A 22,957-nucleotide genomic window follows, 5' to 3' on the forward strand; every position below is an offset into this window, starting at 1 on the left:
TCATAAAGTTGGCCGGGTTAATTTCTCTATAGCCTGATTAATTCAATATTCTGGTGTGTAAACTTCACAAAATTCATCCCAGATCCCTGGTAATATGAAGGGTATATTGACAGAGGATTTTATGATTAATTTATCTCAGCTTCATATCTACCCAGTAAAATCGATGCGTGGCCTGGCGCTTTCCCATAGCCAAATCTCAGCCAGTGGGGCCGCTTTCGACCGTATTTTTATGATAACGGAACCTGATGGAACCTTTATTACTGCGCGTCTTTATCCACAAATGGTGCTGTTTACCCCGGCACTGTTACATGACGGATTGTACCTGAGTGCGCCCGATGGCAGTTCCGCAACCATTCGCTTCGCCGATTTTATTTCAGCCCCGGCCCCGACAGAAGTCTGGGGAAATCACTTTACAGCACAAATCGCGCCTGCAGAGATCAATGACTGGTTGAGTGGTTTTTTCCCTCGCCCGGTTCAACTGCGCTGGGTGGGTGAAAATTTGACCCGTCGCGTGCAACAGCATGAAGAAGTCCCCCTCTCCTTTGCTGATGGCTTTCCCTATTTGCTGACTAATGAAGCCTCATTACGAGACTTGCAACAGCGCTGTCCGGCCAGTGTCAGTATGAATCAGTTTCGCCCAAATCTGGTCGTCACTGGTGCTCCTGCCTGGGCTGAAGATAGCTGGCGTGTTATACGTATTGGTAGCGTCATGTTTGATGTCGTTAAACCTTGTAGCCGCTGCGTTTTTACAACCATTAGTCCGGAGCGCGGGCGTCGCCATCCAGGCGGCGAGCCCCTGGCTACGCTGCAAAGCTTCCGTACAGCACAAGGCACCAACGACGTTGATTTTGGCCAGAATCTGATTGCCCGCCAAAGTGGGGTTATCCGTGTCGGTGATGAGGTGGAAGTGCTGTCAACCAAACCCCCTCAATTGTATAAAGCCGGTGCTGTAGCCGAAAACCTGCCTGAGCAGACTATCGCCAGTCAGCAGGTCACCATTAACTGGGCCGGGCAAATCTTTCAGGGGAATAATCAACAAATTCTGCTTGAGCAGCTGGAACAACAAGGAATCAAGGTGCCTTATTCTTGCAGGGCGGGAATTTGTGGCAGCTGTCGAATTCGCGTACAGGAAGGTGAGGTCCATGCCCTTAAAAAAGGCGCGGTTTCAGGTGACGGGACAGCATTAAGCTGCAGTTGTGTGCCAGTGGGAGACCTGTTCGTCGCACCAAACTAAACGGCGTATTCTAATCCCATATACTGAGCGTCAGACTGTGGTTTCAGTCTGTCGTTCATCACTTTAATCGCATCTCCCAGTTGCATCATACGTCCGGCCAGCGTCAGCTCACTCTGGGCAAGTAAGCAAAGTGCTGCATTATCTCCCGTTTCAATCACCAGCAGATTAACTTGCTGCCAGTTGTCGTTCAGCCAGGCATGAGCTGCCGCTCCGACTTCGGGTTGCCAGTCATTATTGTGGGAGACAAAATGCCAGCTTTTAGGCATCTGCGGTTTCAGGAAACGAATAGCCACCAGGGCATTTAAAACCAGCTCAGCGCGTTGTTCATCTGTTAATACCAGGCTACGGCAGGTTTCTTCAAAAGAAAAATATAACGCCGCATCATCAACACAAAAACCTGTTTTTTCAAAAGCATCAGGAGTTAACATTTTGCGAGGAAAACGTGAACGGAAAATCATTCCATTAGCCAGGTCAAGCATCATTCGATCATGCTCTTCATCAAAATACCATAGCCAGTCGTCATCTGGTTTTATTCGCATTGTGCTTTCCTTGTATTAAGTCCATTCCTATTGTTACCTGAATACTCATCCTTAATAAAAAATTTCAAATATGTATAAATAAGCATCAAATGAAGAATATAAATCAACCAGGACTGAAAATAAAGTCCTGGTGTCCTGGAAGTGGCAATTATTTACAGGTGCGTGACGATTTCTTTAATCAGCGACGGTCCTTTATAAATAAATCCTGAGTATATTTGTACCAGCGAAGCCCCTGCTGCCATTTTTTCACGCGCAGAAATAACAGAATCAATCCCACCCACGCCAATAATGGGTAAGCGATTATTTATTTCCAGAGATAAACGACGAATAATCTCGGTGCTTTTTAGCTGTACCGGACGCCCACTAAGGCCACCCACTTCATCACTATATTTCATCCCCTGAACTAAACTTCTGTCCAGTGTGGTATTGGTGGCAATCACACCATCAATATTATGTCTGACTAAGCTATCAGCAACCTGAATCAATTCATCTTCAGAAAGGTCTGGGGCAATTTTCACAGCGATCGGAACATATTTATGGTGATACTCATGCAACTGCTGCTGTTTGTTTTTAATACTGCTTAACAGTGAATCCAGCGCATCACCATATTGCAACGTACGGAGTCCTGGAGTATTCGGTGAGGATATATTGATCGCGATATAACCGGCATAAGGATAAATTTTATCCATACAAGCCAGATAATCATCTTCCCCCTGCTCCACCGGCGTATCTTTATTTTTACCGATATTGATCCCCAGAATTCCATCAAAATGTGCTTTCTTGACGTTTTCTACCAGATTATCAACACCATGGTTATTAAAACCCATACGGTTGATCAGACCTTCAGCCTCAGGCAGCCGGAAAATCCGTGGTTTATCATTTCCCTGTTGTGGACGTGGCGTTACGGTGCCAATTTCAATAAAACCAAATCCCAGAGCACCCAGAACATCGATGCACTCACCGTTTTTGTCCAACCCTGCGGCTAAGCCGAGAGGGTTTTTAAAGGTCAACCCCATGCAGGTTACAGGCTTTGCTGGAAGATTCTGACGAATAATTCTTTCAAGAGGCGTACCACTGATACGACGAAGTTGTTGAAAAGTCAGATTATGAGCGCGCTCAGCATCGAGCTGAAACAGAGCTTTGCGAACGAAGGGGTAGAACATAACTTCTCCTGGATTCCCGGTGTGCAGACCGGGGCAGTATTATTCACTATCTCCTGCCTGATTGGAATTGACAATACACAAAAAAGCCTTAATCACTCGCTATAAGGGCCTTCCGGCGACATCCTGTTCCCCTGTATCTGGCAGTATCAGGTTAAGAGAATGTGACGATTATCAGGTAAATACCTGTGATATGCACATTTTCGGGTTTTAAATGCAGGAAAAGTCATTTAGATAAAAGCGCACGCTCTGACAGAATCCAGTTATCAAGCGTTCTGTAGCCCCAATCATTTATATCGTTTCATGGGTGCAAACCATAAGTCACCGCAGAATCGGTTAGTAAAACGACAGACAGGCCCAGACAAACAATAACCAGTACCTTTGCGAATATATCAGTGATGAGGAGACGTTATGCGAGTAATAACCCTGGCCGGAAGCCCCCGTTTTCCGTCGCGTTCCAGTGCGCTGTTGGAATATGCCCGTAAGCAACTACGCAAGCTGGATATTGAGGTTTATCATTGGCATCTACAAAATTTTGCCCCTGAAGATCTTCTTTATGCGCGTTTTGACAGCCCGGCACTACAAACGCTGACTGAGCAGCTTGCCACAGCAGATGGTGTTATCATCGCAACCCCAGTCTATAAAGCGTCTTTTTCGGGGGGGCTGAAAACATTGCTTGATCTACTTCCTGAGCGTGCGCTGGATAATAAGGTCGTCCTCCCCCTCGCCACCGGTGGAAGTATTGCTCATATGCTAGCGGTCGACTACGCCCTGAAACCCGTATTGAATGCGCTGAAAGCGCAGGAAATTTTACATGGAGTCTTCGCCGATGACGGTCAGGTGACTGACTATCAGCACAAACCACAATTTACGCCTGATCTTAAACAACGTCTGGATGGTTCATTGCATCTTTTCTTACAGGCAATACAACGAAGAAAAATCAACGTTACCGGATTATTAAATCGCCAAGTCGCAGCCAATGCAGCTATTCAAATCGCATCATAGAACAGACTTTTGTATCTCCGTGACTGTTCATGAGTTTCAGCCCTCACTGAGAAATCAGTGAGGGCTGTTTTTATCAGGCTAATGCTTTCGCTATCTTCTCAAACAGATCGCCCGATAAATTATCCAGTCCTTGCAGTTGCTCCAAGGCTGTACGCATCATCTGCTGACGTTCAGCATCATAGCGTTTCAGACGAATCAACGGCTCAATCAGACGTGAAGCAACTTGCGGATTACGACTATTCAGTTCAGTCAGCATTTCCACCATAAATTGATAACCACTGCCATCTTTAGCGTGGAACGCCGCAGGATTATTAAGAGCAAAGGCACCAATTAATGCGCGTGTGCGGTTTGGATTACTGAGACTGAATGAACGGTGGTTTAACAGCTTGCGGATATTTTCCAGGGTATCATTCGCCGGACTCGTCGCTTGCAACATAAACCACTTATCCATAACCAGGCCATCCTGATGCCATTTTTCATCGTAATGCGCCAACAGCTCATCACGGCAAGGCAACTCAGCTGCAACTGCCGCAGAAAGCGCAGCAATAGCATCGGTCATGTTATCTGCCTCCCTGTACTGGCGGCTAACCAGATTCAGGGCCAGTGCAGACTCACCAAAGGCTAAATAGCGCAGGCAAGTGTTGCGCAGAGCACGCTGACCAATATCACTGTGATTGACCTGATACGATTCAAGTTTGTTCGCGTTATATACCGCCAGCAACTCGTCCGCCAGTTCTGTTGCCAGAGTACGGGTTAATGCCCCATGCACCTTCGCGATAGCCTGAGGGTTGATAACCGGGAACAGCTCAGCAATTTCATTTTGTGATGGTAAGGTCAGGATCTCACTCGCCAGTGCCGGAGAAATATGTTCATCGAGTAAAATTGCCCGGAAAGCGTCAACCACATGCAGAGGCAAAGAAAGAGGTTGTTCCTGTTCACAACGGTTGACATTAATTTTGATATAAAGCGTCAGCAAGCTCTGTGCGGCATCCCAGCGAGAGAAATCATTACGTGCATGTCGCATCAGGAAAACTAACTGTTCATCACTCCATTTATAGTCCAATTTTACCGGGGCTGAAAATTCACGCAGTAGGGATGGTACAGGCTGGAAGTAGACATTATCAAAAACAAATGTCTGTTCTGCCTGAGTCACATTAAGAACATGGTGGACGGGGTGACCGTCTTTCTGCAAAGGAATAACCTGTCCTTCGTTATCATAGAGTTCAATATCGAATGGAATATGCAGAGGAACTTTTTCCTGCTGCTCTGCCGTTGGCGGAGTCATTTGGCTAATGGTCAGGCTATACTGTTCAGTCTGTGGGTCATAATCATCACGTACAGTAACAATCGGTGTGCCAGCCTGACTGTACCAGCGACGGAAATATGACAAATCAATATTCGAGGCATCTTCCATCGCCTGAACAAAATCATCACAGGTTGCAGCACTACCATCATGACGCTCAAAGTATAGCTGCATACCTTTCTGGAAGTTTTTCTCCCCAAGCAATGTATGAAGCATACGAATGACTTCTGAGCCCTTCTCATAAACAGTCAGGGTGTAAAAGTTATTCATCTCGATAACTTTATCCGGACGGATTGGATGGGCCATCGGGCTGGCATCTTCAGCAAACTGCATAGCACGCATGGTGCGAACATTCTGAATACGGTTCACTGCTCGCGAACCCAGATCAGAACTAAATTCCTGATCGCGGAATACCGTCAGCCCTTCTTTCAGGCTTAGCTGAAACCAGTCACGGCAAGTAACGCGGTTTCCGGTCCAGTTATGGAAATACTCATGACCGATAACACGCTCAATATCGAGATAGTCTTTATCTGTTGCGGTTTCCGCACGGGCGAGAACAAATTTGGAGTTAAAGACATTCAGTCCTTTATTTTCCATCGCGCCCATATTGAAGAAATCAACGGCGACAATCATGTAGATATCGAGATCATACTCCAGTCCAAAACGCTTTTCGTCCCATTCCATCGATGCTTTCAGGGAGGTCATCGCCCAGTCCGCACGACACAGATTACCACGATCAACAAACAACTCTAATGCAACATCACGGCCAGAACGGGTTTTAAAGCTGTCACGCAGGACATCAAAATCACCGGCAACCAGCGCAAATAAATAGCATGGTTTTGGGAAGGGATCCTGCCACTGAACCCAGTGACGCCCACCTTCAAGTTCTCCCTCGGCGATACGGTTACCGTTAGACAGCAGGTAAGGGTATTTCTGCTTATCTGCAATAATTTTGGTGGTAAAGCGCGCCAGTACATCCGGGCGATCAAGGTACCAGGTAATATGACGGAAGCCTTCAGCCTCACATTGAGTACAGAGAGCCTCGCCTGATTGGTATAACCCTTCCAGAGCGGTATTGGCTGCCGGACTAATTTCATTAACAATCGTCAATTCAAAAATATCAGGCAGTGATTCAAGAATTAATACGCTCTGCTCCAGCTGATAATTCGTCCAGTCCTGACCGTCAACTTTAATGGACACCAGCGTTAAATCTTCACCATTAAGCCGAAGAGAAGCATTCGCCTCGCCCTGGCGTACCACACGACTTATCGCCGTGACTTGAGTACAGGTGGCATCAAGAGAAAAGGTTAAATCAATATCAGTGATAGTAAAGTCGGGCGCACGATAATCGTGACGGTATTTAGCTTGAGGCTGTTGTGTCATAAAAAACCTTCTTATTCAGCCGTAGATAAACGGCATTCTGTCTGTTTCTGTTGCAGTAATGTTACCACGCAGAATCTTTATCCAGCGAACGAAGAATGCTAAGTTGTTTCCACGTTCTTAAAGCGGTTGCTGATATCGATACATCTTCGTCTGGTAACCCATAATCTTGTGCTGATAAACAATATTTCAAACTACAGATGGAGTTTGTTGCATCAGGGTCTTTCTGAAAATTACGTTATTTTCTATATGTAACAGTATAATAAATATAAAAAATTTGACCAAATCCAGTCTGTGGCACAAATTGCCATCGATCCTGCATGTCCACTGTGTTGTGATCTTACTTCAATAAACAGATAATCAAGGTATACTCCTGCCTCATTATTTGCTTGTTCTTGATGGAAACGCTCCTGTGAGAGGATGCTGAAACGCGCCATGACTCGACACGCTTCCCCAATATTACAATCGCTGCTGGATACCGATGCTTATAAGCTTCATATGCAGCAAGCTGTTTTTCACCTCTATGGCGAGGTTGTCGTTACAGCGGAATTCCGCTGTCGCGGCGACGACCTGTTAGGGATTTATGCCGATGCTGTTCGTGAGCAAATCGGTTTTATGCAACATCTGGCACTAAGTCCGGAAGAATTTAGCTGGCTTAAAGGTTTGCCCTTCTTTAAAGCTGATTACCTTGACTGGCTTAACCAGTTTCGTTTCGATCCTACTCAGGTTGAGGTGACGAATAATCAAGGCCATTTAGATATTCGGTTAACCGGCCCTTGGCGTGAAGTGATTTTATGGGAAGTGCCTTTGCTCGCCATGATAAGCGAAGTTGCCCACCGTCGTCGTTCACCCGATATCAATATACAATTAGCGCTCGATCATTTGGAAAATAAGCTTAATAACTTTAATCGCTTAACCCAAGATACTGATTTAAGTGCTTTCCGGTTAATGGATTTCGGTACTCGTCGCCGTTTCTCACGCGGGGTACAGCAAGCGATTGTCACCCGTTTGCAGGATGAATCTTGGTTTGTCGGCACCAGTAACTATTCCCTGGCCCGTAGCCTGAATCTGACGCCAATGGGCACCCAGGCACATGAATGGTTTCAGGCACACCAGCAAATCAGTCCGACACTGGCTAACAGCCAACGGGCTGCGCTGCAAGCCTGGCTGGATGAATATCCCGACAGATTAGGTATTGCTTTAACAGATTGCATCACTATGGATGCTTTCTTGCGTGATTTCGATCATAACTTTGCCACACGTTATCAAGGCTTGCGCCATGATTCAGGGGATCCCTTCGCCTGGGGTGAAAAAGCGATAGCTCACTACCGTTCGCTGGGGATCGACCCAATGAGTAAAGTCCTGGTGTTTTCGGATAATCTTGATTTGGCAAAATCGATAGAGTTGTACCGTCATTTTTCAGAACGTGTGCAGCTCAGTTTTGGTATTGGCACTCGCCTGACCTGTGATATTCCTGGCGTTAAACCACTCAACATCGTTATTAAGCTTGTTGAGTGCAACGGTAAACCTGTTGCGAAACTGTCCGACAGTCCGGGTAAAACGATTTGCCTGGATAAAGCCTTTGTCCGTGCACTGCGTGAAGCCTTCAGCCTGACTGAAGTCAAAAAAGCCAGCTGATTAATAGCAGACAATGAGATATCCCACCCTCATTGTCTGCCTTAACATGATTTCTTCATCGCAGACAGTGAATTCTTCTTGTCTGCTGACACACGACAAGTAATATAGATAGCCCCTTTCGGGCTAATTTTTTATTGACCATTAAATAGAGAGAAAACTATGAGCGTTGTGCCTGTAGCCGACGTACTCCAGGGCCGTACAGCCGTTGACAGTGAAGTCACCGTGCGCGGATGGGTGCGTACTCGGAGAGATTCAAAAGCTGGTATCTCCTTCCTTGCCATTTATGATGGCTCCTGCTTTGATCCTGTACAGGCTGTCATTAATAATTCCCTGCCTAATTACAATGACGAGATACTGCATCTGACAACCGGTTGTTCCGTTATCGTTACAGGTACTGTCGTTGCTTCTCCAGGCCAGGGGCAGAGTTTCGAAATACAGGCACTTAAAGTTGAAGTGACCGGTTGGGTTGACGATCCTGATACCTATCCAATGGCCGCTAAACGTCACAGCATTGAATATCTGCGTGAGGTTGCGCATTTACGCCCACGAACTAACCTGATCGGTGCTGTTGCGCGTGTACGTCATACTCTGGCGCAAGCCCTGCATCGTTTCTTTGATGAGCAAGGATATTTCTGGGTTTCAACCCCGCTGATTACGGCTTCTGATACTGAAGGTGCCGGTGAAATGTTCCGCGTATCCACGCTTGACATGGAAAACTTGCCCCGCACACCAGAAGGGAAAGTCGACTTTGATAAAGATTTCTTTGGCAAAGAGTCCTTCCTGACCGTCTCCGGTCAGTTAAATGGCGAAACCTATGCCAGTGCTTTATCTAAAGTGTATACCTTTGGCCCGACGTTCCGTGCCGAAAACTCTAATACCAGTCGTCATCTGGCAGAATTCTGGATGCTGGAGCCGGAAGTGGCTTTTGCAGATTTAAACGATGTCGCAGGTCTGGCTGAAGCAATGTTGAAATATGTCTTCAATGCGGTACTTGAAGAACGTATGGATGATATGAAGTTCTTTGCTGAACGTGTAGATAAAGAAGCCATTGAGCGTCTACAGAACTTCATTAAGGCAGATTTTGCTCAGGTTGATTATACCGATGCCGTTGAAATCCTGCTGAACTGTGGTAAGAGCTTCGAAAATCCTGTTTTCTGGGGTGTTGACCTCTCTTCCGAGCATGAGCGTTATCTGGCGGAGCATCACTTTAAAGCACCAGTGGTAGTAAAAAACTATCCAAAAGACATCAAAGCATTCTATATGCGCCTTAATGATGACGGTAAGACCGTTGCTGCAATGGATGTTCTGGCCCCAGGTATCGGTGAAATCATCGGAGGCTCACAGCGTGAAGAGCGTCTGGATGTCCTGGATGCCCGTCTGGCAGAAATGGGGCTGAATAAAGAAGATTACTGGTGGTACCGCGATCTGCGCCGCTATGGCACCGTACCGCATTCAGGCTTTGGGCTTGGCTTTGAGCGTCTGATTGCTTATGTCACCGGTGTTCAGAACGTACGTGACGTGATCCCTTTCCCACGCACACCACGTAATGCAAGCTTCTAATCAACCAGACTGAATAGCTCTGGTTTCTTACCGGTACCCGGACAACCGATAAAGCAATGATTCGGTCGTTTGGGTTCCGTCTCCTCTCTCTTCATTATTCCACTTCTGAACGACTTTTCCCTGTCACTCGATACTCTCTGATACAAATCTCCACTTGTATTCCGGATAAGACAAGTATCCTCGTTTTCTTTGGACATATTTTATTAATGATTGATATTTAAATATCAATTTCAACCGTTTTCATATGCAACCTGGTTACAAGTTGTTTCTTACAATAAGCAGTAAATGAAACGCAGAAACCGATAATCAGGCTAAATAAGTTCCCCATTAAATACCGCACATTTTGGCAATCTTTCACTGCAATCTTCAGTTTTTTGGCTCTTCAGCAAAATTGTTCAGATCAACTTTTTTCGACGCACTTCACACTTATATAAATTAAATATAAGCAATTCATATATATACGTTAAGAAAAAATCATCTCATTAATTATTAAGCCGAAGTTTGAATTAGTTCACAAAGTTCCATTAAATTCACACAATGTTACATATATTTTCCGCTTGTTACTTAGTTTTGATATTTGTAGCACTTTCAGGCTAGCGAAACATGGTCATGGATGGAAAGATGCCCTCAGACACAGAAAGACACCAAACTCTCATCGGCAATTTTGTAAAGAATTGTTGACGGCAGTGGCAGGTGTTCATAAAACCAATGAGGGTAATAAATAATGATGAAGCGCAATATTCTGGCAGTGATCATCCCTGCTATCCTGGTAGCTGGTTCTGTAAACGCTGCTGAAATCTACAACAAAGACGGCAACAAATTAGACTTCTACGGTAAAGTTGTTGGTGAGCGTGGCTTCAATACCCAAACTGCAGACAAAGACAAGGGCACCAAAAAAGGCAGCAGCGATGCTTCCTACGCTCAGATCGGTTTCAAAGGTGAAACTCAGATCAACTCTGACCTGGTAGGTTTCGGTCGTTGGGAATATCGTGCTAAAGCAAGCAAAGAAGAAGGCAACCAGGACAACGTAACTCGTCTGGCTTTCGCTGGTATTAAAGCAGGTGAAGCTGGCTCCCTGAGCTATGGCCGTAATCACGGTATCGTTTATGACGTTGAGTCATATACCGATATGTCACCATCTTTCTCTGGTGAAACTTGGGGTGGTAGCACTGATAACTTCATGAACAACCGTACTACTGGTGTTCTGACTTACCGTAACACTGACTTCTTTGGTCACGTTGAAGGTCTGAACTTCGGTATCCAGTTCCAGGGTAAAAATGACCGCGACAACGCAACCAAATCGAATGGCGAAGGTGTAGGTTACTCAGCAGAATATAACTTTGCTGAAGGTTTTGCTCTGACTGGCGCATACAGCAACTCTAACCGTACCAGCAAGCAGAAAACGGTTCTGGGTAACGAAGCCAAGCATGCTGAAGCATGGGCTGTTGGTGGTAAATATGATGCCAACAACATCTACCTGGCAGCAGTATATGCCGAAACTCGCAACATGAGTAACGTGGCAAATGGCATGACCGGTACTGATATCGCAGCAAGAAAAACTCAGAACATTGAACTGATCGCTCAATACCAGTTTGATTTCGGTCTGCGTCCATCCCTGGCATTCGTACACTCTAAAGGCAAGGGTCTGAACCTGGATTCAGCTAACAAAGACGTAAGCGCAGATCTGGCTAAATACATCCAGGTAGGTTCTTCCTACTACTTCAACAAAAACTTCAACGTTTATGCTGACTATCGTGTAAACCTGCTGAGCACCTCAGAAGCTGAGAAAACTGACGGCGGCTGGGTTGGTTCTGACAACCAGGGTGTTGTTGGTGTAGCTTACCAGTTCTAATATCTGGCAAAATATTTGTCTGATATGACTAAAAACAGGACGTAAGTCCTGTTTTTTTATGTCTGAAAAGCACAAGAAACCGCGTCATAATTTCCCTTCATTCTTTTTTTTGCAAACGGTTGGCATTTAGTACAACAGCGGGTAACCTGATATCAATTTATCCCGCTATCTCTATGGAATCCGTTATGTTTGAGAACATTACTGCTGCTCCTGCTGACCCCATTCTGGGCCTGGCTGATCTGTTTCGTGCTGATGACCGTGCTAATAAAATTAACCTGGGTATTGGTGTCTATAAAGATGAAACGGGTAATACTCCGGTTCTCACCAGCGTAAAAAAAGCTGAGCTTTATTTGCTTGAAAATGAAGTCACGAAAAACTATCTCAGCATTGACGGTATTCCCGCATTTGGTCAATGCACCCAAGAGCTATTATTCGGTAAAGGCAGCCCGATTAGCGAAGCCAAACGGGCACGTACTGCACAAACCCCAGGTGGTACCGGCGCACTGCGTGTAGCCGCGGATTTTATTGCGCATAACACCTCAGCAAAACGTGTCTGGGTAAGCAACCCTAGCTGGCCGAACCATAAAAATGTTTTCGAGTCTGCGGGTCTGGAAATCTGCGAATACAACTACTACGATGCGACCAATCATAGCCTTAACTTCGTGGGCCTGGTTGACAGTCTGCAAGCGGCACAGGCGGGTGATGTCGTTCTGTTCCACGGTTGCTGTCATAACCCAACCGGTATCGACCCGACTTTAGAACAGTGGCAGACTCTGTGTGAGATGTCGCTGGAAAAAGGCTGGCTACCGCTGTTTGATTTCGCCTACCAGGGCTTTGCACGCGGACTGGAAGAAGATGCAGAAGGTCTGCGTCTGTTTGCCGCAAGCCATAAAGAACTGATTGTCGCCAGTTCTTACTCTAAGAACTTTGGCCTGTACAATGAACGTGTGGGTGCCTTTACGTTAGTTGCAGCTGATGCCGAAACCGTTGATCGCGCCTTTAGCCAGGTGAAAGCCACTATTCGTGCCAACTACTCCAATCCACCAGCGCATGGTGCTGCGGTTGTTGCTACTATTCTGAGTAATGAAGCATTGCGTAGCCTCTGGGAGCAAGAGCTGACAGAGATGCGTGAGCGTATTCAGCGTATGCGTCAGCTGTTTGTAACGACCCTGCAAGAAAAAGGAGCAAGTCGTGACTTCAGCTTTATTATTAACCAGAACGGTATGTTCTCTTTCAGCGGCTTAAGCAAAGAACAGGTGCTACGTCTGCGTGAAGAGTTTGGTATCTATGCAGTGGCTTCAGGTCGTATCAACGTGGCAGGTTTGACGCCAGACAATATGTCTCCACTGTGTGAGGCTATCGTAGCAGTGCTGTAATTCAATACACTGGCATAAGACGGTCAAAAAAACCGCTGGTCACTAAAAGTGCCAGCGGTTTTTTATTAACAGAGACCTACCAGACAGGCAGCTCATCTTGTAAGAAAGGATTATTCCGTCGCTCTTCACCCAAAGTGGACAGTGGGCCATGGCCTGGTATAAAAGTGACATCATCGCCTAACGGCAACAACTTGCGTTTAATTGCATCGATTAACGCACCATGATCGCCACGCGGGAAATCACTACGTCCAACGCCACCTTTGAAAATAACGTCACCAGAAACCAGTAATCGGGAAATCGGGTCAAAAAAGACAATATGACCTGGCGTATGACCGGGGCAGTGCAACACCTGAAAGATTGTTTCCCCCACGTTCACAGAATCCCCCTCTTCCAGCCACCGATCTGGCACCAGAGGCTGGCACTCTTCAAGACCAAACATCTGGCTCTGCTGCGGAAGTCCCTGAAGCCAGAATTCATCTTCTTTTTGTGGACCAATAACAGGAACATGTAAATAGGCCGCCAGTTCTGCCGCTGCACCGACATGATCCAAATGACCATGGGTCAACAGGATTTGTGTGACCTTAACTCCCGTCTCTGCGATCGCTTGCTTAATACGTTGTGCATCGCCCCCCGGATCTACCAAGGCTGCTTGCCGGGTCACCGGACACCAGACTAATGAACAGTTTTGGGCAAAGGGGGTGACGGGAATAATATGGTAATTCATGCTGCTCCATTACCGGCAAACAAACACCGGTTTGTTGTGTTACCAGGTTCTGACGGGTCCGGTATCGATATGTACAAAATTACTGCGCGGATAATATCCGACTCCACCCGCTCGCATTGATAATGCCGCTTTCCGAACCTGGCTTAATGCCACGCCGTCAATGTGAAAGTCCATAGCCTGACCTTTGGTGTGGTAACTCTTTTTCGCTACCCCACGACTGTGTGCTCGCAGATCGTTATTGGTATCAACAGAGCGATAACCAGAGATCAGCTGAACGGGTTTTTTCGTGCCAAGTAAAACTTGTAAACGATAGAGCTGATCAAATAATGCGGTATCGATAGCGATCATTTTATTCGCACGGTAATCACGGAAAAAATGATTGAGTCGGGTTAACTCGTCTTTGATGTAACCTTTACCATCAAAGAACTCGGCTTTAAGTGACTCACCGGTATTAAGATTACTCAGTGTCAAAATACGCGGACGTGGAGTAGAGAGTGTAGCAAGTGCGGGAGACGACAACAGCGACGTGCCAAGCGCCACGCCGCCTAAAGCCAGCAGTCTGCGGCGTGAAGGGTCAAATTTATCCATTATTACAAGCCTGAAAAAAAATTATTGTCTATACCCTTCATGCTTCAAGCTGCAAGTTCGTTGGCTACAGGCTAAGCATACGTCAGCCATGGAACTTGAAATAAGAAGAGTACATTTAATACGCGGTTTTACGCCCCTCACCTTAACTGGCTAAAGTTTAGCCGTCAAGACCGTATATTTGGCAGTTTTACCCGAATAACGAAAAATGGCTATCCGCTATTCGGGTATCAATACTACCACCACTTATCCTTTACTGGATAAGCAGCCGGGCGCGATTCACATTATTCGCGCCGACACGTGCCGCACTGTCATAGTTATAAATGTCAGTACGGAAAGCGATATGCCCGTCAGCTTCACTGAATGCGGTTAAATAATAAAGCATAACCGGTACATTCTGGCGGATAGGGATAAATGTGGTATTCCCCCGGTCAACGACGCCAGAGATCCGGGAAGCGTTCCAGCCAACATCCTGCAATAACATATTCGCCAGCTCAGAAGCTTTGTTGACACGAACACATCCGGAACTCAATGCGCGCGCCTCACGGCGGAACAGGTTATGGTTCGGCGTATCGTGCAGGTAAATAGACTCTGAATTTGGCATATTGAATTTGTAACGACCCAACGCATTATTCTGTCCCGGCCTCTGCTGGAAGCGGAAAGGTAAATTTCGCTCGGTGATAGTGGACCAGTCCACCATCCAAGGATTGATACTTTCGGCATCCTTGTTCCAGCCTTGATAGATACTGTAGCCCTGACGTTCAAGATAGCCCGGATCTTGACGTACTTTAGGTAAAATATCTTTACGGGCCAAGGACTGAGGGACATTCCACGGTGGATTCACCACCACATTATTCAATGCACTGCTCATTAAAGGCGTTTTACGGTCCGGTCGTCCGACAATGACCCGCGACTGTAACGCCTCATTACCATTCAAATAATAGACTAATGAGTAGTCCGGAATATTGACCATAATCCCGGTATCAACCTTGTCTGGCAATAATCTCAGGCGCTGCATATTTAATGCGACAATCGCCGCACGTTGCTCAGGGGTCGCATTCAACCAGTAGCGGGTTTGCGTACCAATCACCCCGTCCGTCTCTAATCCTTGTTGCCGCTGAAACTGTTTGACACTCTCAACCAGTTCCGGACCGTAATCCTGAGTTTCATCAATTACCTGACTACTCGCAGGCGCACTGAGGCTACGCGCCAGAATCTCACGTAATGCCGGGATATCACGACTGAGATCTCCAGGGCGAAGCGTGACTTTATCCTGGAGTTGAGGCCAGGCTTCTGTCGGTTGCATCAGAGCATGTAATGACTGACGCAAAGTCATATACTGCGGGTTTGTGGGGGCCAGTGAAGCAATAAAGGCCGAAGCATTCCCTTGGCTGATAGCCAACTGCCACTGGTTAACAATGTCTTGTGGTGGTGCTTTTGGCTTATAGACACGGCCCCCATACAACCAGCGGCTTCCTTCAGTAGGGATACCCGAAATATAATCCAGATATCCGAGCATCGCATCGGACAGGACAATATCACGTCCCCCCTCCTGCACTGAAGGATGTGTCAGTTGCTCAACCCAATAGGCAAACTGTGGCTGAATACCGGCCATCGCCACTTCAGCCAGTTGCTGGGAAAAAGCCTGTACTGCGCCCTCTTCCTGCCACATTGGCTGCATGTCACGGCTGGCGTAAAGCTCAGATAAGTTATTGAGATAAAGAGGAGTATAACCCACTGGCAGACTGGCAATAATTTGCGCCCGCCCCTGCTCAGTCGTCAACGGCATCACTGCCGTGACTGGCGTGTCCACTTGCACCGGTGAGGTTTGTTCTATTGTCGTCAGTGTTTCTGTATCAGCTCGTGAAACAGAAGCCAGTCCCAAAAACAGACTACAACCGATAACCATCCATTGAAAACTATTCACTTTTGCTATCAGCATCCAAGACTCCTTTCATTAATGTGTCCGTTGTATTGCGCGGAATCGATAACCAAACTTACAGGCCGGGAGCAGGCTACTTAAAGTATGGCGGGTCGCATTACCTGGACCAGTGATTCAGATAAATAAAAGTCGTCAGTACCTGTTCCAGTTAAAGGATGTCAGGATTTCCCTTCAGTATAGTCAAAGTCATTTACTCGTTCAAAGTCGATGACCAGGAAACCATATATCATACTTTATGCGTTAATAGGCTGAGAAAAGAAAGATAAATCAGTCTGTAAGGGGTTTAAGATAGGCGCGAATCATCTCATAGGCCTGATGTTTATGCTGATGCTGCCAGTCTGTTGCGAGTAAATCGGTCTCAAACATCCAGGATATTGTGAAAGCATTTGATTTATGAAAAACACTCAGACTCACCAACGTAACGTACAGATGTAATGCGTCAATACCTGGGCGCAGGGTACCCTTTCGCTCTCCAAGCTGGATAAGCTCGGTTAACAAAGAACGAATAGGAAAAGACATAGCCTGAATTCGGGCGGACTGTTTCAGGGTTTCGGCTTTATTAAGATTCTCCCATTGCAGCAAACATTGCAGTTCCCGATGCCGGGAAAAATGGCTTTCGATAAAATCATACAACTGCAATATTCCCTCAACAGAATCTGTCTGATGGGTATCCAGTTTCAGTTTAAGCTCTTCACTGCGTAGCTGCCCGAGAACACTCTCCAGAACCTCAATATAGAGGTTCTGTTTATTCTCAAAATAATGATAAATCATACGAATATTCACCCCGGCCAAGGCCGCGATGGTTTCGACACGAACCCCACTGAAGCCCTTATCAGCAAACTCCTGTAATGCAATATCAAAGATACGTTTTCGGGTATTTTGCATCAACTGTTGCTGCTTTACCGACATTCGTCGCTCAGTGACAGTGAGCCCATCCTGATTGATATCTGACATCATTATCATCCTTATTTAGCGCTGATAAGGCTGCGTCAGCGCTGCTGGCGCGGTTTGTCGCCCGATTAATCCCGCTACGGCTATCAGTGCCAGTAAATAAGGCAGCATAATTAACAGCGCGGTTGGGACTTCAATTCCCAGCAGAGGGAGTTGAAACTGGAGTGCGCTGGCTGCACCAAATAGCAGACAGGCTAAAGCGGTACGGCCAGTCTTCCAGTTACCGAAAATAATCGCAGCAATAGCCAGGTATCCCATACCATTAGTCATTCCTTCAGTAAAAGTATGAATATTACCAATGGAAAGCAGACATCCCGCCGCCGCCGCCATCATGCCGGAAAAAATTACTGCACCATAACGTAGCCGGGTAACGGACAAACCGGATTGATCGACGGCGCGCGGTGAGACACCGACCGCATTCAGAGAGATCCCCAATGCCGTTCGACGCATAACCACCGCACACAACAGTAATACCAGTAAGCCAGGATAAAACAGCCATACCTGATTTAAGACTTCAGTACCTAAAAAAGGGATATCACGCAGCAACGGTGGTGACCATTTGTCCAGGCCCGGGATAACCGCATTTGAGCGCGCGCCAAACATTTCCCGATAAGCCAGAGTTGTCGCCCCTAATGCCAGGATATTGATACCTATCCCGGTGACGATTTGGTTAGCGCGTAACGTCACACTAAGAAAGGCCTGCAACAACGCCAAAGGAATCACTCCCAGTACACCTATCAACAGCCCCCATTCCGCACTCCCCGTCATACTGGCTCCCGCTACCCCAAGGAAAGCGCCCGTGAGCATCATGCCTTCAACGCTCATATTCAGTACGCCAGCACGTTCACTGATCAGTTCCCCCGCTGAAGCAATCATCAACGGGGCCGCAAGTCGAATAGATGATGCGGCAAAAATGGCCAGCAGTTCCATACTCATATTTTTTCTCCTTTACGGGAGAGCCACAAAGTACTGCCCGCCAGAATCAGAATGACAATAGCCTGCACCACCAGCACCAGCGCAGCAGGAACCTGGGCTACCATTTCCATGTTAATGCCGCCAGAACGCAGAAATCCGAATAACAAAGCGGCGACAAAGACACCCGTTATTGAATTACGTGCTAACAGACCGACAACCAGACCGTCAAAACCGTAGCCAGAGGAGAATCCTGCTTTAAGCGAATATTGATCCCCCTGTAACATGATTGCACCAGCCAGCCCACCTAAAGCCCCCGCAATCGCCAGCGCAGCGACCATGGTCCAGGTAATCGCGATCCCGGCACGCCTGGCTGCCTGCGGGTTGTATCCCACCGCACGGAGTGAAAAACCAAAACGGGTACGTGAGATAACCGCAGCGATGACAATGCCCAGTATCAGGGTGATAGCAAGCCCGAGATGTATGCCCAGCCCACTGTCCGGGAACAGCAGAGGCAATTGCGTGGTTTCAGGAATGGTCAGAGACTCCGGCAGCGTACCTCCGCTGGTCATTGGCTGACGCAGGAGATCAACCGACTGCACGCACCAGTAGAGTAACCAGACGGCAATAAATGACAGCAGCAGCGTACTGATCACTTCATTGGTCCCGAGTCGGGCTTTCAGCCAGCCGGGAATCGCCCCCCAGATCCCCCCTGCCAGGGCCGCACATAACATCGGCACAATATAGGCCAAACCATAGGGTAAGCCTTCACAGCCGCCATACAGACTCATTGCCGTCGCAGCAATACCGCCGATAGCAATCTGACCTTCGCCACCGACGTTCGTCAGTCTTGCCCGATTCGCGAGTACAAAACCCACCCCCACAAGGGCAAAGACCAGACTACGATTAATCGAGGCGCCTATGGCATAAGGTGACCCCCAGGCACCGTCAGCAAATGCGGCCAGCGCTTCTGAGACCGGTACACCGAAGCTGAGGATCATGACTATCGCCACGAAGATAGCAGCCACAATGGCACCGCTCATAACAAGTAAAATGCGAAGGTGCGGGCAGGTAGACCACTGGATCGGTGTTAATTTTATCAACGGATTGTTCATGCTGCTTGCCCCGCCATCCATGCCCCGATGACCGCGCGATCGTGTTGCCCGCACAGACTGGTGCCGATAATTTTGCCCCGATAAAACACCACGACTCGATCCGCAACCGACAGCACTTCATCCAGTTCTGATGAAATCAGTAATACGCCAACCCCGCGATCGCGCGCATCCTGAATATGGCGATAAACCGCTGCCACCGCTCCGACATCCAGCCCGCGTGTCGGCTGGGCTGCGACTAGCAGCACCAGAGACTCCAGCGTTAACTCACGCGCCAGTACCGCTTTCTGCTGATTTCCCCCTGACAGCCCCCCAAAGGACACATCGATTCCCGCGGCACGAATATCGAAACGAGTGACCAGTGCCCGGGCATCGTCGCGCATTTTTCTGCGTTGCAAAAAACCCCAGCGAGAATAGCGGTGCATATGATTAAGCAGCAGGTTCTCCGTCAGGCTCATCTCGGTAATACACCCCACCGCATGCCGGTCTTCCGGTACAATACCCACTCCGGCACGAGTCATTTGCTGCGGGGAAGCGCCAGTCACCTCTTTTCCCGCAACATAAACTTGCCCGTCGCTAACCGGCAACATACCGGCCAGCACGGCACCCAGTTCACTCTGACCGTTCCCTTCAACACCGGCAATCGCCACAATCTCACCGCGATTCACTACCATGGTGCAATTATCCAGTCGGGTCACCCCCAGAGCATCACGCACGGTGAGTCCATTAAGCTGTAACACTTCGTCACTCAGTGCATAGCGCCGGGTATGCTCAGCGACCGCCACGGGAGTCAGGGCGGGTATTTGTGCAAGCCCAGGTCTGTCAATCATGGCGCTCACCAGTCTTTCTATTTCCTGTGCCGGTTGGGTAGATGTTGTGACGACTCTGCCACTCTGCAATACCGTGGCACGCGTGGCGATACGCTGGATTTCAGCCAGTTTGTGAGTCACCAGCACCACCGCACATCCCAAGCTTGCTACCCGTTCACAGACGGCCAACAGTGCACTGATTTCTGTTGGCAATAGTACTGCCGTGGGTTCATCAAGGATCAGTACACTGGGTTCACGCAGCAGGCATTTCACTATCTCCACACGCTGACGCTCACCGACCGACAAAGCCTGAACTTTTGCCTGCAAATCCAGATGCAGTCCCAGACTTTGCAACGTTTCTTCAATTCGCCGTTGCTGCTGACCTGCGTTAATCCAGCCTCGCGTCTGCCCCAGCAGCAAGTTATCGAGTACCGTGGCGTTATCCACCAGGCTAAAATGCTGATGCACCATCGCAATCCCCGCCATCAGTGCATCATGTGGCCTCACAGGCTTATAAGGATTACCTGCGCGATACATCACACCCGAATCAGGCTGATGTACGCCGAAAATAACGTTACACAGCGTGGATTTACCTGCACCATTCTCACCTAACAGACAATGAACTTCTCCAGGAAACAGATCCAGATTGATGCTGGATAATGCCTGGAATTTACCAAAAAACTTATCAATGCCCTGGAGTGATAACGCAGGAACAAACGTACCTTGAGCGTCAACCATAGCGGTTATCCTTCCAGCACTTTAATTTTGCCGCTTTGAATATCTTGTTTGATTTGCTTTAACCTGGCATCGATTTCCGGCGTCGAGCTGCACACAATCATATCTGACGCCTGAGGCCCCATAGCGAGGCCGAAGACTTTATAGCCAGGCTGCCAGGTCTTATTTTCAAGTTGTTCAATCGCGTATTGCACCTGATAGCCAACACCGGTGACGCTATAACCTATATAGAGGGGATCGGTGCCACAGCGTGCGGTGTAGCTACCTATGATATGGGTATTTTTCTCACGGGCGGCCTGCTCCATGCCGCGTAAGCCGAGATTGAGAATATGATAATGCACATCAGCCCCCTGCGAGATAGCCGCCAGCGTCGCTTCATGCGCTTTAGAGACATCATCAAAATCACCGCTGTAGCTGACAAAATTCTGGACTTTCGGATTGATGTACTGCGCGCCTTTACCAAATTCCTTGCCAGCATTCACAATAGATGGGATCTCCATTCCCCCTACGTAGCTGATTTTATCGGTTTTCGTCATCATCGCAGCCGCCGCACCCGCTACAAAGGCGATTTCGGCCTGTTTGACATCATAGCCTGCCACATTGGCCGGCATAGCCTTCATCTCGTTCCCACCAACAATAGAGAATTTTACTTTCGGGAAGCGTTTAGCCACCTTCAATACCGCAGCCTGAGTTTGTCCCCCCACTCCGATAACCAGCTGGTTTTTTGTCGCCAGGTTGGTGAGAGCCTGTTCCATATCGGCGTAATTGATATTTTCAATAATCTGCGTTTTTAACTTATCGCCAAATGTCTTTTGCGAGGCAACGACCCCTTCATAGCCGGACTCCATCCATCCTTTATCCATTTTTGACCCCGGAATTAACACGCCAACGCGCATCGCATCAGAGGCAATCGCCTGCTGGGATACCAGTGCACCGGTAAGCAGGGTAAAAGAAACAACCAAACGAATTGATAAGACAGATGCCATTCCGAAACCCCTGTTCTGTGTGTTGTGTGGAGTAAGTAAGTTCTTACTGAATGGATGATGCAAATTCAGTGCCAGTGCACAGGTAAGAGCAAACAATTAAATGAATAAAAAGAGGAATGGCATCCTGGCATCTTTATTGCCTGTGTTATGGGGTAAGTAAGTTTTTACTGAATGGTTTTCATAAATTGCCGGTCAGTTCACTCAGTCAAAACAACGAACTTTATTTAACCCAAGCAAACGGGCCATCGCCCAATACAGGAGAACGCCTTATGACTATACAATCGATACGAGAAACGACAGGCGTTGCCGCGCCACTGGGGACGTTTACCAATACGCGCTGGCACAGCGATGAAACTCAGGTAGATATGGTGGTTCCCGCCCGTACACCGATGATTACGACACTGTCCAGTGAGCCTCAAAACCTCAGAATAGACCTGAATCATACGGCTATTATCATTATCGATATGCAAAATGACTTCTGCACAGAGACGGGTTGGGTCTCCCATATTGGAGGCAATTTTGCAGCAGATCGTGCACCAATTGCACCATTACAACGCCTGTTACCGGTATTACGTGAACAGCAGGTTCCGGTTATCTGGGTGAACTGGGGTAATCGCCCTGACCTGGCGAATATGCCCGCTAACCAGCATCATCTTTATAAGCCTACTGGCGAGGGAATTGGACTGGGTGAAGCCTTACCGGGGCATGGGGCTCGCGTACTGCAAAAAGATTCGTGGGCGGCAGCAATCGTGGACGAACTGGCCCCGAGCCCTGAGGATATCCTGGTAGATAAATACCGTATCAGTGGTTTCTGGGATACACCGCTGGACAGTATTCTGCGTAACCTGGGTGTGCGCACCCTGCTGTTTGCTGGCGTTAACACCGATCAGTGTGTGCTGCATTCTCTGGCCGATGCAAATTTCCTCGGCTATGGCTGTGTGCTGCTGGAAGATTGTTGTGCAACATCGTCACCCGATTTTTGCACCGAAGCGACATTATGGAATGTAAGAAAATGCTTAGGCTTTGTCTCTGATTCTACAAGACTGATAGCCGCCATGCCAGGCGATGAGACCATGAAACTGGCGGTATAGCAGCGAATAAAAAACGGGCATGAATATTTCCATGCCCGTTTTCTTTCACTTACCGAAGATCAC

At 47.8% G+C, this 22,957-nt stretch carries 17 protein-coding genes and 1 pseudogene; 7 read left to right on the forward strand and 11 right to left on the reverse strand.

What is annotated here, in order from left to right:
• The first annotated feature begins 121 nt into the window (after positions 1-121).
• Positions 122-1,234, forward strand: a complete 1,113-nt coding sequence (locus Q1A40_RS02570) for a YcbX family protein (protein ID WP_299997350.1) — start codon at positions 122-124, stop codon at positions 1,232-1,234.
• Here Q1A40_RS02570 and Q1A40_RS02575 read toward each other — a convergent pair.
• Complete coding sequence (locus Q1A40_RS02575) at positions 1,231-1,773, reverse strand: cell division protein ZapC (protein ID WP_299997353.1); 543 nt, start codon at positions 1,771-1,773, stop codon at positions 1,231-1,233. The genes Q1A40_RS02570 and Q1A40_RS02575 overlap by 4 nt on opposite strands.
• Before the next feature lie 152 nt (positions 1,774-1,925).
• The gene (gene pyrD, locus Q1A40_RS02580; RefSeq protein ID WP_299997356.1) at positions 1,926-2,936 is read right to left on the reverse strand and encodes a quinone-dependent dihydroorotate dehydrogenase; all 1,011 of its coding nucleotides are present in this window, start codon (positions 2,934-2,936) and stop codon (positions 1,926-1,928) included.
• Between the two features lie 408 nt (positions 2,937-3,344).
• Between pyrD and ssuE the strand changes: the two genes are divergently transcribed.
• Complete coding sequence (gene ssuE / locus Q1A40_RS02585; RefSeq protein WP_299997359.1) at positions 3,345-3,938, forward strand: NADPH-dependent FMN reductase; 594 nt, start codon at positions 3,345-3,347, stop codon at positions 3,936-3,938.
• 73 nt (positions 3,939-4,011) lie between these two features.
• Here ssuE and pepN read toward each other — a convergent pair whose 3' ends face one another.
• Positions 4,012-6,624, reverse strand: coding sequence for an aminopeptidase N (gene pepN / locus Q1A40_RS02590; protein ID WP_299997362.1), 2,613 nt, complete (start codon positions 6,622-6,624; stop codon positions 4,012-4,014).
• Positions 6,625-7,056: 432 nt separating this feature from the next.
• Between pepN and pncB the strand changes: the two genes are divergently transcribed.
• The 4 genes from pncB (at position 7,057) to Q1A40_RS02610 (ending at position 13,047) form a co-directional block, all read left to right on the forward strand.
• On the forward strand, positions 7,057-8,259 hold the full coding sequence (pncB, locus tag Q1A40_RS02595) for a nicotinate phosphoribosyltransferase (RefSeq protein ID WP_299997365.1): 1,203 nt from the start codon (positions 7,057-7,059) through the stop codon (positions 8,257-8,259).
• A gap of 159 nt (positions 8,260-8,418) precedes the next feature.
• Complete coding sequence (asnS, locus tag Q1A40_RS02600) at positions 8,419-9,819, forward strand: asparagine--tRNA ligase (RefSeq protein ID WP_299997368.1); 1,401 nt, start codon at positions 8,419-8,421, stop codon at positions 9,817-9,819.
• A 724-nt stretch (positions 9,820-10,543) separates the two neighbouring features.
• Positions 10,544-11,671: a porin gene (locus Q1A40_RS02605; protein WP_299997371.1), complete on the forward strand. Its 1,128-nt coding sequence runs from the start codon at positions 10,544-10,546 to the stop codon at positions 11,669-11,671.
• Between the two features lie 185 nt (positions 11,672-11,856).
• Entirely contained in the window at positions 11,857-13,047 is a 1,191-nt protein-coding gene (locus Q1A40_RS02610; RefSeq protein ID WP_299997374.1) for an amino acid aminotransferase, read from the forward strand.
• Positions 13,048-13,123: 76 nt separating this feature from the next.
• On the opposite strand, the gene Q1A40_RS02615 is transcribed toward Q1A40_RS02610, so the two are convergent.
• From Q1A40_RS02615 to Q1A40_RS02650, 8 genes and pseudogenes are all read right to left on the reverse strand, one after another.
• Positions 13,124-13,771 carry an MBL fold metallo-hydrolase gene (locus tag Q1A40_RS02615; protein WP_299997377.1) on the reverse strand — a complete coding sequence of 216 codons (648 nt, stop codon included), beginning with the start codon at positions 13,769-13,771 and terminating at the stop codon, positions 13,124-13,126.
• Positions 13,772-13,810: 39 nt separating this feature from the next.
• Positions 13,811-14,359, reverse strand: coding sequence for a YcbK family protein (locus tag Q1A40_RS02620; protein WP_299997380.1), 549 nt, complete (start codon positions 14,357-14,359; stop codon positions 13,811-13,813).
• 250 nt (positions 14,360-14,609) lie between these two features.
• A pseudogene (gene ldtD / locus Q1A40_RS02625) lies at positions 14,610-16,130 on the reverse strand (L,D-transpeptidase); the annotation flags it as partial.
• Positions 16,131-16,565: 435 nt separating this feature from the next.
• Positions 16,566-17,255, reverse strand: coding sequence for a TetR/AcrR family transcriptional regulator (locus tag Q1A40_RS02630; RefSeq protein WP_299997382.1), 690 nt, complete (start codon positions 17,253-17,255; stop codon positions 16,566-16,568).
• A 12-nt stretch (positions 17,256-17,267) separates the two neighbouring features.
• Positions 17,268-18,185 carry an ABC transporter permease gene (locus Q1A40_RS02635; RefSeq protein ID WP_299997385.1) on the reverse strand — a complete coding sequence of 306 codons (918 nt, stop codon included), beginning with the start codon at positions 18,183-18,185 and terminating at the stop codon, positions 17,268-17,270.
• Complete coding sequence (locus Q1A40_RS02640; protein WP_299997388.1) at positions 18,182-19,276, reverse strand: ABC transporter permease; 1,095 nt, start codon at positions 19,274-19,276, stop codon at positions 18,182-18,184. The genes Q1A40_RS02635 and Q1A40_RS02640 overlap by 4 nt, the downstream gene beginning before the upstream one ends.
• Complete coding sequence (locus Q1A40_RS02645) at positions 19,273-20,820, reverse strand: ABC transporter ATP-binding protein (RefSeq protein WP_299997391.1); 1,548 nt, start codon at positions 20,818-20,820, stop codon at positions 19,273-19,275. Before Q1A40_RS02645 ends, Q1A40_RS02640 begins: the two co-directional genes overlap by 4 nt.
• 5 nt (positions 20,821-20,825) lie before the next feature.
• Positions 20,826-21,803, reverse strand: coding sequence for a BMP family protein (locus Q1A40_RS02650; RefSeq protein ID WP_299997394.1), 978 nt, complete (start codon positions 21,801-21,803; stop codon positions 20,826-20,828).
• Between the two features lie 269 nt (positions 21,804-22,072).
• Here Q1A40_RS02650 and Q1A40_RS02655 point away from each other — a divergent pair, with 269 nt between their 5' ends.
• Entirely contained in the window at positions 22,073-22,894 is an 822-nt protein-coding gene (locus tag Q1A40_RS02655; protein ID WP_299997397.1) for a cysteine hydrolase, read from the forward strand.
• The last annotated feature ends 63 nt before the right edge of the window (positions 22,895-22,957 follow it).

Source organism: uncultured Cedecea sp. (genome assembly GCF_947498825.1).
Lineage (GTDB): Bacteria > Pseudomonadota > Gammaproteobacteria > Enterobacterales > Enterobacteriaceae > JGM124.

Bases quoted from the DNA above. Each gene is read 5' to 3' on its own strand.
- Q1A40_RS02650 (WP_299997394.1), bottom strand. From the start codon at position 21,803: ATGGCATCTGTCTTATCAATTCGTTTGGTTGTTTCTTTTACCCTGCTT.
- pepN (WP_299997362.1), bottom strand. From the start codon at position 6,624: ATGACACAACAGCCTCAAGCTAAATACCGTCACGATTATCGTGCGCCC.
- Q1A40_RS02640 (WP_299997388.1), bottom strand. From the start codon at position 19,276: ATGAACAATCCGTTGATAAAATTAACACCGATCCAGTGGTCTACCTGC.
- Q1A40_RS02630 (WP_299997382.1), bottom strand. From the start codon at position 17,255: ATGATGTCAGATATCAATCAGGATGGGCTCACTGTCACTGAGCGACGA.
- ssuE (WP_299997359.1), top strand. From the start codon at position 3,345: ATGCGAGTAATAACCCTGGCCGGAAGCCCCCGTTTTCCGTCGCGTTCC.
- pncB (WP_299997365.1), top strand. From the start codon at position 7,057: ATGACTCGACACGCTTCCCCAATATTACAATCGCTGCTGGATACCGAT.
- Q1A40_RS02570 (WP_299997350.1), top strand. From the start codon at position 122: ATGATTAATTTATCTCAGCTTCATATCTACCCAGTAAAATCGATGCGT.
- asnS (WP_299997368.1), top strand. From the start codon at position 8,419: ATGAGCGTTGTGCCTGTAGCCGACGTACTCCAGGGCCGTACAGCCGTT.
- Q1A40_RS02605 (WP_299997371.1), top strand. From the start codon at position 10,544: ATGATGAAGCGCAATATTCTGGCAGTGATCATCCCTGCTATCCTGGTA.
- pyrD (WP_299997356.1), bottom strand. From the start codon at position 2,936: ATGTTCTACCCCTTCGTTCGCAAAGCTCTGTTTCAGCTCGATGCTGAG.
- Q1A40_RS02610 (WP_299997374.1), top strand. From the start codon at position 11,857: ATGTTTGAGAACATTACTGCTGCTCCTGCTGACCCCATTCTGGGCCTG.
- Q1A40_RS02620 (WP_299997380.1), bottom strand. From the start codon at position 14,359: ATGGATAAATTTGACCCTTCACGCCGCAGACTGCTGGCTTTAGGCGGC.
- Q1A40_RS02575 (WP_299997353.1), bottom strand. From the start codon at position 1,773: ATGCGAATAAAACCAGATGACGACTGGCTATGGTATTTTGATGAAGAG.
- Q1A40_RS02615 (WP_299997377.1), bottom strand. From the start codon at position 13,771: ATGAATTACCATATTATTCCCGTCACCCCCTTTGCCCAAAACTGTTCA.
- Q1A40_RS02645 (WP_299997391.1), bottom strand. From the start codon at position 20,820: ATGGTTGACGCTCAAGGTACGTTTGTTCCTGCGTTATCACTCCAGGGC.
- Q1A40_RS02635 (WP_299997385.1), bottom strand. From the start codon at position 18,185: ATGAGTATGGAACTGCTGGCCATTTTTGCCGCATCATCTATTCGACTT.
- Q1A40_RS02655 (WP_299997397.1), top strand. From the start codon at position 22,073: ATGACTATACAATCGATACGAGAAACGACAGGCGTTGCCGCGCCACTG.